Raw genomic sequence first — 14615 nt, 5'->3', positions numbered from 1 at the left:
TTCGGCATGGCCGGGACGGATTTTGGGGATTGCAGACGCCACGTAACGCGGCAATGGATTGACGACAAGCACCGCTAAATGCGGCTAAATTTGCGGCGCTGTAAACCCCTACATAAGTAATTGATTCGCAATGGCGATTCGTGCCATCACTTTGTCGCGTTCGGCTATTGCGGATAGTACTTGCGCAAAGCTACATGCCGTCACGAAGCGACGGTTTCTGATTCTGTTCGATGACAATACGGGCGCCGCGCGCCGTTTCTGTCGTTTGAACCTAACATTCTTCGGTGACACTAAACCTTCGATGCGGCGAGACGCTTTCTTGCGTAGGAAGCGTTGATTTTGATGGGAAAATTCACAATGAAACGGTTTGGTTCCAGCCTTTATGGTCAGGCTCTCAGGGCTGTGGGCGTCGGCGCCGCACTGATGCTCTCTGCCTCCGCCGTCCACGCCCAGGCCAGCGGGCCGTTTGCCGGCTTTGCCGGCTCGTGGACCGGAACCGGTACGGTCGCGCTGTCCAACGGCACGACTGAACGGATTCGTTGCAAGGCGGATTACAAGGTCGCACCGTCGGGCATGAGCCTGAAGCAGGCGCTGCACTGCGCCTCCGACAGCTACAAGTTCGACCTCACCAGCGACGTGACGAGCCAGGGCGAGCGCATCTCCGGCAATTGGAGCGAGTCCAGCCGCAATATCTTCGGCAATCTCCAGGGCACCGCCGGCGGCGGCCAGATCGACGTGTTCGTCGAGGCGTCCGGCTTTGCCGCGAACCTGAACCTGCAGACCAACGGCTCCAAGCAGGTCGTGCAGATCGACTCCAAGGGTGAGATCCGCGGTGTCTCGATCACGATGACGAAGAGCTGACGCTCCCGGCCGATTGCGCCCGCGAGATACAAAAGGCCCGGTTCCGAACGCTTCGGAACCGGGTCTTTTTGCTGCAGCTTTTTGCTTGTTCGCCGATTAGGCCTTTTCGATCGGCGCAGGCTGGCCGCCCCTGCCGTGGAGCTTTTGCGACAGGTTGATCAGGAACATCGCCGTCGGCCGCAGGATGAAGAGGTCCGCGACGAGGGCCATGACCATCGAGAAGGCGCTGAGCCAGCCGAACAGCCGCAGCGACGGCAGGTCCGAGAACACGGTGACGACGAGGCCGCAGGCCAGCACCACCGTGGTCAGGATCAGGGCCGGGCCGACCAGCACGGTGGCCCGCTCCACCGCGAGCGCCGAGCCGACGCCCGGCTTGCTCTCGAGCCTCAAGCGGTTGAGGAAGTGGATGGTCGCGCTCAAGCCCAGGCCGAACGACACCGTCAAAGCCACCACGCTGGCGAATTGCAGCCCCTCCCCGAGCACCCACAGCACCGTTCCCGACATCACCACCGGGAAGATGCCCGGCAGGATGCAGGCGAACATCACCACCCAGGAGCGGAACGCGAGGCCGATGAAGATCGCGACCAGCGCGAATTCGATGGTGAGGCCGTGGTTCAGCTTCTCGATCATGCTGGCCGAGTTGCGCGCAGCGATGGCGGCAAGACCCGTCACCGCGATCTCGTAGCCGGGATGCTTCTTGCGGACGGCGTCGAGCTCGTGGTCGAGCTTGTCGACGATCGGCAGGAGCTGGCTGGAATCCTTGTCCGGCACGCGGCCGGCGACCACGACGGCATCCTGCTGGGCATCGATGAACCGCCGCACCAGATGTTCGGGGATGACGTTGACATATTCCTTCAACGTCGCGACGTCGGCGCTGCCCGCCTTCTCTGCCAGCCAGCGGCGCAGCGTCTCCAGCGACCAGACGTTGCCGACACCGGCCGTCTTCTCCACCGTCGCATGCACGTCGGCGATGGTCTGGAGCGTCTCTGGCGAATAGAGCGATTCGCCCTTGGGGAACTGGATCAGCACGTTGACCGGGTTGGCGCCGGTCAGCTTGGCATCGAGCCGGTCGACGCGGCGACCGCCTGGCGCTTGTCCGGCACTTGGTCGGCGAGCCGGTAGCGCGGCTCAAGATTGGCATAGATGACGCCGAGGCCGCCGACGAACAGCACCGCGATCAGGCTGAACAGGCCGGGACGGCCGACCATGCGCACGGCGATCCAGTAGCAGAAATTGCGCAGCGCCTGGACGCCGGCATCTGCGCTCTGGAACTTGACGGCGAACACCTTCTCGTTGCGCACGAGCAGCACGCCGAACACCGGCACCAGCGACAGCACCGCGACCAGCGCGATGATGGTGGCGGCGAGCCCGGCCTCGCCGAACTTGCGGATCAGGTCGGAGTCGGAGAATTGCAGCGCGATGAAGGAAATGCCGGCCGTGCCGTGCGTCAGCACGCAGGCGGGTCCCACCACCAGCACCGCGTTCTTGAACGCGGTGAACTTGTCCTGGCCTGCGATCAGCCGGTCGCGCGCGGCGAAGGTGAGCTGCATCGAGTCCGAGAAGCTGATGACCATGATGAGCGGCGTCATCACGTTCAGGAACATGTTGAGGTTGAAATTGGCCCAGCCGAGCGCGCCGAGCGCCAGCAGGATCGCGATCATCGGTGGGAATGCCGCCGCGACCATGAACGAGATCTTGCGGAAGAAGATGATGGCGATGATGCAGCCGGCGAGAATGCCGAGGATGTTGTAGGTCAGCCCGTCGCGCTCGACCGCGTTGCGGATCTCGAGCTGCATCACCGGAACGCCGGACAATTGCGCATTGAGCCCGCTGCCGCCGAGATCGTCGGCCATGATCTTCCTGATGTCGCCGACCACCTTGCTGAGCTTGTTGCTGCCGACCACTTCAGGATCGAGCGAGAGCACGATCAGCGCCAGCGTGCCGTCCTCCGACAACAGCTTGCCGCGGATGATTTCGTTGTTTTTGACGGTCTCGATGAACTTGTTGTACGCCGCGCCCTCGGGAAGTTCATTCGGGAACAGCGCCGCCGGCAGCTTGCCGGGGGCCGGCGCCTGACGCGCCGAGAACAGCGAGACCAGTCCGCGCGTGCCATCGACCAGTTGCAGGTCGGTGACGAAGTCACGCAGCTTCTCGAGGTTGCTGCGCTCCAGGAGGGTCTTGCCCTCGACCACGACGAGGACGTCGAACTCGGTCGCCGGGAAGCGCTTGGTCACCGCCTCATATTGCTTGTAGTCCTTGGAGTCGGAGCGGAACAGCTGCGACAGCGAATCGTCGATCTTGATCCGGTGGATGCCGAACACGGCGCCGATCAGCAACAGAACGAGGACAATGCAGGACAGGATCGGCGCCCGCATCGGGATCAGGCCGAGACGTTCGATCCCGAACGCGATGCTGAGGCCCGACCGCGGCTCTTCGATCTTCTCGACGTGGACCTGACTTTCGGAATTCTTTTCGAGCATGCCCTGTCCAGTTCTGAAAACGGCTCAATCTGTCTAGCTTGGGTCTAGGGGCGCGAATGAGGCGGGTGAGCGCAACTGATCGGCGCTAGTCCTTGAAAACACGCGAATATTGACCGGCGCCGGTTTTACCTGCCCGACCCTTTGCTCGCAAGCGCGAGGGGCGAGGCAAATCGACAGGGAACCGCCGATCCCCGCCATTAAGTATCTGATTTGTCACACCCTGGTAGCGCATTCCTCGACGATCCACCGCCGCTTTCATCTTTCAACGCGACCCCTGTGATCTGGCGTGCCAGGCCCTCGCGCACAAGCCACGAAATCCTGAATGCGGCCTCCGCATAGCTCAGCCCGGCACGGTGGATGTTCGACACGCAATTGCGTTCGGCATCGGTGCGGCCGGGCTTCGGTGCGAAGGTCAGATAGGCGCCGAGACTGTCGGGCGCGGACAGGCCGGGCCGTTCGCCGATCAGCATCGCGACCATGCGTGCCCCGAGAATGGCGCCGATCTCGTCGCCGAGCGCGACGCGCGCGCCGGACGCTGCGATCACCGCGCCGGCGTCGATCTTGTCGGCCGCCAAGCGCGGCACGAGATGCCGGATCAATTCGACGGCATGCACATTGACCGCCGTCGGCGACAGGCCGTCTCCGATCACGATGGCGCAGGGGCATGCGGTGATGGCGCAGGTCTCGAGCGACCGCCGCGACGCAGAATCCAGCATGCGCCCGAGATCGGGCCGCCGCAGATAGTCGCGCCGGCTGTGCGCCTGGCTCGACACCTCAAGCGGCGTGATGCCGAGGCCGGCAAGACCGGCCGCGATCCCTCTGACATCGAAGGCGGCGTGGACAGCGTCGCGGGCGCGGGCATGGTCGAGCGTGAACGACAGCAGCGCATCGGTCGGCAGGCTGGCCCCGGACCGGCCAAGGCCGACGCGCGCCGGCGTGAGCTCGCGCAGATCGGCAAGCGAAGGGGACAAGGGCGCCGGCGGTGTCGTCATGCTGCTATTCGGCGGGGACAGAAGCCTCGCGCAGCCGGATCGAATAGTTCGAGGCGTTCTGCTTGCCGCTGGAGGCCGCGCGCGCAAAGGTGATGAGATGGTGCGCGATCAGCGTGCAGCCGATCAGGCCTTCGATGTCGCCGCGCTTGATGCGTCCCAGCGCGAACTTCCAGAACACGCGCCTGTAGTCGCCGAGCACGCCGACCTTCCAGAAGATGTTGCGCAACATGACGAGGCCGCGCCGGATGTTCGGCCAGGTCTTCATCTCCGGGCTGACCGGCACCTTGATGCGATTGGCATAGGTGTAGTTGCATTGATGCAAATAGCGCGCGAACAGCCTCTTCGGCTCGTAGGCAACTTCCATGCATTTGCGCCACGAACTGACCACGTCCTCATAGGGCAGCAGGAACTCGACATTGGAGTCGCGGCCCTCGTCATCGATCAGCCGCCCGGCTTTTTCGAGCCGATCCCACAGCGGCGTCTTGGGCAGCGCCTGGAGCAGGTTGATGGTGAGCAGCGGAATCCGGGACTCCTCGACGAAGGCGAGTAGCGCTTCCGAGGTGTTCGGCTTGTCGGTATCGAGCCCCATGATGATGCCGGACACGACCTCCATGCCGTAGGAGTTGATAGTGTGCACGCCCTCCAGGATCGGGACCATCATGTTGTGGTCCTTCTGCATCGCCTTCAGCGCATCAGGATCGGGCGTCTCGATGCCGCAGAAGATGGTGACGAAATAGGCCTCGCGCATCTTCTCGAGGATCTCGGGCCTCTTGGCGATGTTGAGCGTCGCCTCACAGGCGAGCCGCACCACGTAGCCGGTCCGCTTCTGCCATTCGATCAGATGCGGCAACAGGTCCAGCGCCGCCTTGCGGTTGCCGATGAAATTGTCATCGACGAAATAGACCGTGTCGGTCATGCCGCATTCGCGCAGGCGATCGAGCTCGGCGATGATCTGCTGCGGCGACTTGATGCGCGGATTGCGGCCGTAGAGGCCGGGAATGTCGCAGAACTCGCACTGATAGGGACAGCCGCTGGAGTACTGGATGCTGCCGAGGAAATACTTCTTCACGTCGGCGAGCTCGTAGGCCGGAATCGGAAACTCCGTCATCGGCAGCCGGTCGACGGTCGTCAGCACCACCTGCTCTTCGGGACGGCTGGTATCATCAGCCAGACGCTTGATCAGTTCATTGGTCGCATCGCCGAGCTCGCCGACGTGGAGGTAGTCGAATGAGGGATAGTAGTCCGGGCAAGCACTCACCGACGGGCCGCCGATCGCGACCACCAGGTCGAATTCATGGGCGCGGCGGCAGATGTCGTTCATCTGCTGGCGCTGGATGTGCATGCCGCTGACGAAGACCGCTTCCGCCCATTCGAATTCCTCCTTCGTCGTCCGGCGCAGGTTCTCGTCGATGAAACGCACCGGCCAGTTCTCGGGAAGGTATGCGGCGATCAGCAGCAGGCCCTGCGGCGGCATGAACGCCTTGACGCCGTCAGTGAGGGGGTAGGCGTGCTCGAAGGTCCCAAAGGACGACGTATAGCGCGGAAAGACGCAGAGGATACGCCGAACTGTCTTTATGCCCTCAGCTCTCATCAATCGACCCCGAAGCACCCGCAAATCTAACCATGGCGTGGAACGCTGGGCCAGAAATTCTTCAACATTGTGGCACTTACTAACGTCACATCGGCGAGATAGTTGCTCTGCAGAATTTCTGCTATCCCCCTCAGGTCAGCAGCCTGACAGCGAGATCGGGCAACCGCCCCGCATCGGCAAGGAGGCGGAAGTCCTGCCCGGCAAGGCCGACGCGCGCGAGCCAGTCGTCGAATTCGGGGGCCCGCTTCAGGCCGAACAGGTCGCGGACATAGAGCGCATCGTGAAACGATGTCGACTGATAGTTCAGCATGACGTCGTCGGCGCCGGGGACGCCCATGATGAAGGTGACGCCGGCAGCGGCGAGCAGCGTCAGGAGGTTGTCCATGTCGTCCTGGTCCGCCTCAGCATGGTTGGTGTAGCAGATGTCGACCCCGAGCGGCAGGCCGAGCAGCTTGCCGCAGAAATGATCCTCCAGTCCAGCCCGGATGATTTCCTTGCCGTCATAGAGATATTCCGGGCCGATGAAGCCGACCACGCTGTTGACGAGGAGCGGGGCAAACGCGCGGGCGACCGCATAGGCGCGCGCCTCGCAGGTCTGCTGGTCGACCCCGTGATGGGCGCCCGCCGACAGCGCCGAGCCCTGGCCGGTCTCGAAATACATCACGTTCTGCCCGACGGTGCCGCGCCGCAGCGACAGCCCGGCCTGCTGCGCCTCTTTCAGGAGCGCGAGGTCGATGCCGAAACTGCGGTTGGCGGCCTCGGTACCGGCGATCGACTGGAACACGAGATCGACCGGCAGCCCCTGCCCGATCAGTCCGAGCGTGGTCGTGACATGGGTCAGCACGCATCCCTGCGTCGGAAGCTCGAGCCGCGTGATGATGTCGTCCAACAGCCGCAGCAGGGTGCCGATGACCTTCGGATCGTCGCTTGCAGGATTGATGCCGATGCAGGCATCGCCGGCCCCCAGCAAAATGCCGTCAAGGATTGAGGCGGTGATGCCCCTGGCGTCGTCGAACGGATGGTTCGGCTGGAGCCGCGTGCTCATCCGCCCCTTCAGCCCGATGGTGTTGCGGAAAGCGGTGGTGACCTCGCATTTCCGCGCCGCCAGGATCAGATCCTGGTTGCGCATCAGCTTTGACACTGCGGCCGCCATCTCCGGCGTGATGCCGGGCGAGATCTTCTTGATCGCTTCCCCGCCGGCGGCATCCGACAGCAGCCAGTCGCGGAATCCGCCGACGGTGAGCGACGACACCGGCAGAAAGCCGGCAACGTCGTGGCTGTCGAGGATCAGGCGGGTGACTTCGTCATCCTCATAGGGGATGACAGGCTCATCGAGGAATTGCTTGAGCGGAACATTCGCCAGCACAAGCCGTGCGGCGATCATCTCCTCCGCGCTGTCGGCCGCGATGCCCGCCAGGCGGTCGCCTGAACGCGGCGGCGAGGCCTTGGCAAGCAGGATGCGCAGATCGTCGAATGCATAATTGGTGGCGTCGATGGTGTGACGATAGAGCATGGGAGGTTCGTCGCGGGCTGGGGCAGCACAACCTAGCACCTCTTTGCGAAAGGCGTGCCAGCGGTTTCGCCCCGCGTGCCGGCGCCGTTGGCGATGACGGCGGCGCATCATCGGCGCCGCCGCAAGCCGCGGGCACCCGGCAGACTCAAAGCTGCCGATAAGGCATTGGGATTATTTACAGATTTTAACGGTTGCGGCTGCACAAAACTCGCGCGTTAAGAAATTGTCCATGAAAATTTTGCATAAGCTTTAATCGGCCGAAGGTACTCCCCGGCCTCTTGGAGTGCCCCGCAATGCCCGCCCCCGTCACATCCCCCGTCTCCATGTCCCGGCCGCCAATGGCATCCCGATTCTCGCTTGCTGCCAGGCTGTACTCGACGTTTGCGCTGATTGCGGCGCTGACCGCGGCCATCACCTTCCTGTCCGAATACAATGCGCGGCGCAATGCCGATCTGACCGAGGCCGTCGACCTCGCAAGCCGTGCCGCACTCAATGTCGAGCGGGTCAATTCGCTGGTCTATGCCGTGGTGATGGAATCCCGCGGCATCTACATGTCGACCGATCCGGCGGCCGTGAAGAAATACGGCGACGGGCTGCTGGCGTTCAACGAACGCATTCTCGGCGTGGTAAAAAACTGGGAAACCCTGGTGCAGGCCGACGACGCCGCCCAGTTCGCGGTGTTCAAGAAGCGCATCGAGCAGTTCGTCGAGTTCCGCAAGGAGCTGGTGCGCCGCGGCGTCGAGATCAATGCAGCCGCGGGCCGCGAATGGGGCGACAACGACGCCAACCGCGCGGTGCGCTCGGCGCTGAACAAGGACCTCGAGGCGCTGTCCAAGGTCTATGCCGAGCGCAGCAAGAAGCTGGCGCGGGAGACCGACACCAACCGCACGATGGCGCTGGTGCTGACCGGCCTCGGCGCCGCGGCCTTGATTGTGGTGGTACTCGGCGTGCTGATCATCGCCCGCTCGGTGGCCCGGCCGCTGTCGCAGATCACCACGACGATCAAGCACGTCGCCGAGGGCACCGACCATGTCGAAGTACCGCATGTCGGGCGCAGCGACGAGATCGGCGCACTGGCACGCGCCATCAAAATCTTCCAGGAAGCGATGGACGGCAATCGCAGCCTGAACGCGCAGGTCGTACAGGATTCCGAGGCGCGCGACGCGCGCGGCCGGCATATCGAGACCTTCGTCGAAGCGTTCCGTGGCACGATCGGCGAGGTGCTCCGCGCGGTGCACGACAACGCCGCGACGATGCGTCAAACCGCGCAGACCATCGCAACCGTCGCGTCGGACGCCAGCGGCCGCGCGGTGGCGGCGGCAGGCGCCACCGAGCAGGCCTCGCACAACGTCACGGCAGTGGCGGGCGCGGCCGAAGAGCTCTCGGCCTCGGTCGAGGAGATCGGCCGCCAGGTCAAGCGGTCGTCCGGCGCAGTCGATCAGGCCGGTGCGCGCACCGATCGCTCGATCAACGAGATCGAGGGCCTCGCCGCGGCCACGCAGCGCATCGATGGCGTGCTCAGCCTGATCCAGGCGATCGCCGAGCAGACCAATCTGCTCGCGCTGAACGCCACCATCGAGGCCGCGCGCGCCGGCGATGCCGGCCGCGGCTTCGCCGTCGTCGCCCACGAGGTGAAGGCGCTCGCGGGCCAGACCGCGAAGGCCACCGCCGAGATCAGCGAGAACGTCTCGATGATCCAGGCCTCGACCCGCAACTCGGTAGCCGCTGTGCGCGAGATCGGTCAGGCGGTGCGCGAGATCAGCAACGTCACCGCGAACATCGCGAGCGCGATCGGCCAGCAGGACGCGGCGACGCGCGAAATCTCCGCCAATGCCCAGATGGCCGCCCAGGGCAACGAGACCCTGGTCACCAATGTCGGCTCGCTCCGCGATGACATGGACCAGACCAGCAAGGCGGCGGAATTGGTGCTCGCGGCCTCGAACGATCTGACCACAACCGCCGAGACGCTGTCGCGCGAGGTCGAGCAGTTCTTCCGCAACCTGCGCAGCGACGCGGCCGACGGCCTGCAGCGGACCGGAACCTGAGCGGCGATGTGGCGGGGCCCTGCGACAGGGCCCCGGCAATCCGGATGGTTAAGACTCTCCCAACGCACGGACACAAATTGCCTCCGCTTCGGGTCGCATTTCTCAATTTGATGCCTCCATAGAAAAGCGTCGCTGCGCGAGGGCGCGGGGAAGTGGAAGCGAGCAATGAACGGGCTTTTGCCAAAGCCGAAGGCAGTGCCGACCAAACGGCTCCTTACACTCGGGATCGGCCTCGTTCTCTGCTTTTCGGCGATCTGCGCATCCATTCTCTGGGAGATGGCGGGCAAGGACTATCGGCATGCGAAGGAAGGCGCGACCAACCTCGTCGCCTCAATCGCCAGCGAGATCGACCGCAACATCGACCTCTACGACCTCTCGCTCCAGGCGGTCGCCGACGGCGTCAAGCTGCAGGAGTTCGGCAAGATCAGCCCGGAGCTTCGCCAGGTCGTGCTGTTCGACCGCGCCGCCACAGCCAAGGATCTCGGCTCGATCCTCGTGCTGAATGCGGCGGGGGACGTCACGCGCGATTCCAGGACGTTGACGCCACGGGTCGCAAATTTCGCCGATCGAGACTTCTTCCGGGCGCATCAGACGCGAGCGGACAGCGGCCTGTTCATCAGTGCTCCGTGGATTACTCCTGATGGCGAATATCTGATCAGCCTTAGCCGTCGCATCAACAATGACGATGGCTCCTTTGCCGGCGTGGTCGCGGGCAGCATGCGGCTCAGCTATTTCCACAATCTGTTTCGCAAGCTGAACTTCGGCTTCGGCGACAGCATGGCGCTGTTCAACAGCGATGGCGTCATACTGATGCGCGCTCCGTTCGACATCAGCAAGATCGGGCAAAGCATCAAGGACTCTCTGGTCTTCAAGCAGTTTCCGGCACGGCAGTCCGGCTCCTACATCACGAAATCGATCGTCGATCATGTCAGCCGGCTCTATGTTTTCCAGGCGGTCGGACACAATCGCCTGCTCATCGCCGAGGGTCTTGCGCTCGACGGCATCTATGCCGACTGGTGGCAGCAGCTCTGGCTGATCGGCAGCGTGGTGGCAGCGCTCTGCGGCTTCTCGATCGTCCTGATGTTCTACCTGGTGGCCGCTCTCAAACGGCGGGCCGCCGCGGAAGATCGGCTCGCGCACCTCGCGAGCACGGATGCACTGACCGGCCTCGCCAACCGTCGCCGCCTCGACGATACCCTTGACGTCGAATGGCGCCGTGGCATGCGCGCAAAGGCGCCGGTCTCGCTTCTGATGATCGACGTCGATCATTTCAAGATCTACAACGACACGTACGGGCATCAGGCCGGCGACGCCGTGCTCACCACCGTGGGACGGTGCATCGCAGGCAGCGCCAAGCGTGCAACTGATCTCGGCGCCCGCTATGGCGGCGAGGAGTTTTCGGTGTTGCTGCCGGGCATCGGCAAGGCGAGCGCCCTGGAAATTGCCGAACGGATCCGCGCCAAGTTGGCGGCCGCGCGGGAATCCGAGCCGGAGTTGCCGACCGTCAGCATCGGATTGTCCTGCCTCGTCCCGGACCACGAGCGCACATCGCGCGATCTGCTCAAGGCCGCGGACCTTGCACTCTATCAAGCCAAGCGTGAAGGCCGCGACCGCGTCATCGTCAGCCCGATCGGGTGGGACAAATCGGGCAAGCGGCACGTCGCCTGATCGCGATTGCATTGGCGCGGTCGAGCGCGCCGCGCACCCATCCCGTCTCACTCCACTGGCAACACGTCGACCGCAACGGCGAGCTTTTGCTTGCGCGCGCCGACGATGACGCCATCGACCGGCGAGACGTCGGCAAAGTCGCGGCCGATGGCGAGAATGATGTGGTCACTCCCGACCATCAGATCGTTGGTCGGGTCGAACCCGACCCAGCCGAGCGCGCTCCGCACCACAACGACACCCAGGCATGGGTGGCGTCGGCGCCTTGCAGGCGCGGCCGGCCCGGCGGCGGAATGGTGCGCAGATATCCGCTGACATAGGCCGCCGGCAGGCCGAGCCCGCGCAGCCCTGCAATCATCACATGGGCAAAGTCCTGGCAGACGCCGTGGCGCTTGTCGAAGACCTCGTCGAGCGGCGTCGAGATCACCGTGGCCTTGGGGTCGTATTTGAAGTCGTTGCGGATGCGGCGCATCAGGTCGGCCGCCCCGGTGAGGATGCCGCTACCGGGCACGAAGCTCGCGGAAGCGTAGGCCGTCACGGGCCGTAGCACCGGCACCAGTGCGCTGGCAAAGACGTAGCCGACCGGCGAGGCCGCATCGAGGCTCAACGCTTCGAACGCATTGTCACGCACGTCTTCCCAGGGCGGACTGGCGGCGGCGCGCGCCGGCGGCTGCCGCGACACCGAGACCCGCGAGCGGGCATCGATGCGCAGACTGCGATGCGCGGTCTCGATCAGGACGCTTTCAGTGAGCGTGCCGAAGAAGTCGCGCCTTGCGGTGCGTTCCGCGGGCCTCGGACGGATCTCGACCGAATGCGATATCAACTGCTGCCCGTCCCCGCTAATCGGCTCCAGCCGCAGCGTGCAGCGGGCGAAGCTGACGGGATGCTCGTACTCGTAGGTGGTGACGTGACGGATGTCGTAGATCACGCCAGCCCCGTCAGCTTTTCCGGCCGGCTGGCATTGGGACCGTGCGGGAAGTAGTGCTGCCCGATCGCATCGGCCAGGCTGAGCAGATCCTGCTCCAGCGCGAACAGGGTCTTGACCTCGAGCTTCTCGGCATCCGCGGTCGCGAGCATCGCCTGCATCGCCACCGCGAGCCGCTGCGGCTTCTCGATCAGGCCGTGCTCCTTCAAGCTCGGCAGCGCGGCAATGTGCTCGTTCAGCGTCGTCACCTGGAACGCCACCGACCGCGGATTGTAGCCGTCGAGCACGGCGAGGTCGCGCACCGGCGCGAGCAGCGGCTGCACCAGATAGCGCGAGCGATAAGTGATCTGGCAATCCACTAGCGTCAGCAGGATGTCGAGATCCTCGTCGCCGGCCTCGTCATAGGCGAACTGGCGGGTGAAGCGCGTGGTGTTGATGGCGCGCTCGATGCGGCGGCCGATGTCGAGGAAGCGCCAGCCGGCGGCGCGGTTCATGTTTTCCTGCGCAAGGCCTGCAAAGCTCGCCAGCTCCTGCAAGGTCAGCTCGGCGGCGCTCAGCACGCTGTCCTCGTCCTCCACCTCGATGGCGAGGCGCTCGGCCATCTCGGTGATCACCTGCCAGGCATCGGGCGACAGCCGCTCGCGGAGCGAGGTCGCGGTGCGCTGCGCGGATCGCACCAGCGACAGCGCCGAGCCGAATTTCTCCTCGCTCTGCAGCGCTTCGAGCGCGACCTTGGCGAGATTGGCGCGCGCGGTCTGCGAGGCCGCGCCCCAGGCGACCAGCATGCGCTGGATGCGCTCGGCCGAATGCATCGCCGGCGCCGAGCCGTTCGAATTCGCGCGCGCAGGATCGCGCAGCGGCGTGCACAGCGCGCGGATCAGCCGGATGGTAGCCTCGGCGCGCTCGAGATAGCGGCCGAGCCAGAACAGATTATCGGCGGCGCGGCTCGGCAGCACGCCGGCGATGCGGCGGATGCGCACCTTGTCGGTCGCCGGCAGCAGCGTCGCGGTCGGGACCTGCTTGTCGGAGACCACCCAGACGTCGGCGGCGCGCGCACCGTCGCCCATCGAGACCGCGCGCGCATCGGCCTGCTCGGCGATCCGGCAGAACCCGCCGGGCAGCACAGTCCAGCCGCTCGGCGTCGCCGCCGCGAACACCCGCAACACGAACGGACGCGGCGCGATGCGGCCGTTCTCCCATACCGGCGTGGTCGACAGCCGCACGAGCTCCTGACCGACATAATCGATGCCGCGATGACTGATGGCATCCTTCAGGCGGTCGCGGTCCGCGGCCGACAATTCGCCCGGGAGCACCGGTCCGTTGCCGGGAAAATCCGCAACGCCGCGGCCATAGGCGCCTTCGATCGCGACCTCGTCGAGCCGCGCCAGCACCTCGTCGCGCGCCGCGCGCTGGCCGCACCACCAGGTCGCGATGTGCGGCATCTTCAGGTCTTCCCCGAGCAGGCGGCGGCTGAGCGCCGGCAGGAAGCCGAGCAGCGCCCGCGCCTCCAGGACGCCCGAGCCCGGCATGTTGGCGACGACGACGCCGTCCTTGCGCAGCACGTCGATCAGGCCGGGGACCCCGAGCCGCGAGGAGGCATCGAGCTCGAGCGGATCGAGCGAGTTGGAATCGACCCGGCGCAACAGCACGTCGAGCCGCTTCAGGCCGGCCACGGTGCGGATGTGGACGCGGTTGTCGCTGACCGCGAGGTCGTCGCCCTCGACCAGCAGGAAGCCGAGATAGCGCGCCAGCGTCGCATGCTCGAAATAGGTCTCGCTGAAGCTGCCGGGGGTGAGCACGCCGATCCGCGGCTCGTCGCGGTCGGCGCGCGCACGAAGGCTGTCGCGGAACGCCTCGAAGAACGGCGCGACGCGCGGCACGTTCATCGACTTGTAGAGGTCGGAGAAGGCCCGCGAGAGCACCAGACGGTTCTCCAGCGCGTAGCCCGCGCCCGATGGCGCCTGGGTGCGGTCGCCGAGCACCCACCAGCGGCCGTCGGGGCCGCGGCCGACATCGGCGGCATAGAGATGCAGATAGCGGCCCCCCGGCGGCTTGATGCCGCTGACCGCGCGCAGATACTCGCTGCTGCCGGCGATCGCAGCGGCAGGGATGGCTCCGTCGGCAACGAGGCGGCCTTCGCCGTAGAGATCGGCCAGCACCATCTCCAGAAGCTGCGCGCGCTGCGCGACACCGGCGGCGAGCTGGCGCCAGTCCGCCGCGTCGATGATCAGCGGCAGATGGCTGAGCGGCCAGATCCGGTCGGAAGTGTCGCCCGGCGCGCGATAGGTGACGCCAGCCTCATGCAGATGGCGATCGGCGGAGGCGAAGCGGCGCTCGATATCGGCCGGCGACAGCGCGGCAAAGGCGTCGAAGAAGCGGGCCCAGACCGGCCGCGGCGCGCCGTTGTCAGCAATATACTCGTCGGGAATGCCGGGCAGCCGGACATAGTCGCGGGTCCACTGCGCCATCCGGCGCTGACCGGGACGGGCCCTACTTTCCTGACTGCTGCCTTGACTATTGCCTTGGCCACCCGATGCGGTCAT

General features: G+C 65.2%; 7 protein-coding genes and 2 pseudogenes. 3 read left to right on the top strand and 6 right to left on the bottom strand.

Going from position 1 to position 14615, the window contains the following annotated elements:
* The first annotated feature begins 357 nt into the window (after positions 1–357).
* Positions 358–861, top strand: a complete 504-nt coding sequence (locus RX327_RS13745) for a hypothetical protein (RefSeq protein ID WP_317250591.1) — start codon at positions 358–360, stop codon at positions 859–861.
* A gap of 96 nt (positions 862–957) precedes the next feature.
* Here RX327_RS13745 and RX327_RS13740 read toward each other — a convergent pair.
* The 4 genes and pseudogenes from RX327_RS13740 to RX327_RS13725 form a co-directional block, all read right to left on the bottom strand.
* Positions 958–3341 (bottom strand): annotated as a pseudogene (locus tag RX327_RS13740) (efflux RND transporter permease subunit).
* Between the two features lie 197 nt (positions 3342–3538).
* Complete coding sequence (gene eutC / locus RX327_RS13735) at positions 3539–4333, bottom strand: ethanolamine ammonia-lyase subunit EutC (protein ID WP_317250590.1); 795 nt, start codon at positions 4331–4333, stop codon at positions 3539–3541.
* Positions 4334–4337: 4 nt separating this feature from the next.
* The gene (locus RX327_RS13730) at positions 4338–5924 is read right to left on the bottom strand and encodes a B12-binding domain-containing radical SAM protein (RefSeq protein ID WP_317250589.1); all 1587 of its coding nucleotides are present in this window, start codon (positions 5922–5924) and stop codon (positions 4338–4340) included.
* A gap of 130 nt (positions 5925–6054) precedes the next feature.
* Positions 6055–7437, bottom strand: a complete 1383-nt coding sequence (locus RX327_RS13725) for an ethanolamine ammonia-lyase subunit EutB (protein ID WP_317250588.1) — start codon at positions 7435–7437, stop codon at positions 6055–6057.
* Positions 7438–7775: 338 nt separating this feature from the next.
* Between RX327_RS13725 and RX327_RS13720 the strand changes: the two genes are divergently transcribed.
* Both RX327_RS13720 and RX327_RS13715 read left to right on the top strand, forming a co-directional pair.
* The gene (locus RX327_RS13720; protein ID WP_317250587.1) at positions 7776–9482 is read left to right on the top strand and encodes a methyl-accepting chemotaxis protein; all 1707 of its coding nucleotides are present in this window, start codon (positions 7776–7778) and stop codon (positions 9480–9482) included.
* Positions 9483–9647: 165 nt separating this feature from the next.
* Entirely contained in the window at positions 9648–11150 is a 1503-nt protein-coding gene (locus RX327_RS13715) for a sensor domain-containing diguanylate cyclase (RefSeq protein ID WP_317250586.1), read from the top strand.
* A gap of 47 nt (positions 11151–11197) precedes the next feature.
* Here RX327_RS13715 and RX327_RS13710 read toward each other — a convergent pair.
* Positions 11198–12075, bottom strand: a pseudogene (locus RX327_RS13710) (transglutaminase family protein).
* Positions 12072–14615 (bottom strand): circularly permuted type 2 ATP-grasp protein, encoded by a 2544-nt coding sequence (locus tag RX327_RS13705; protein ID WP_410712159.1) that lies wholly within the window; start codon positions 14613–14615, stop codon positions 12072–12074. Before RX327_RS13705 ends, RX327_RS13710 begins: the two are co-directional and overlap by 4 nt.

Source organism: Bradyrhizobium sp. BEA-2-5, assembly GCF_032918025.1.
Lineage (GTDB): Bacteria > Pseudomonadota > Alphaproteobacteria > Rhizobiales > Xanthobacteraceae > Bradyrhizobium > Bradyrhizobium pachyrhizi.
The sequence above is the reverse complement of the archived record's forward strand: the minus strand, read 5'-3'. Positions and strand labels throughout refer to the sequence as shown.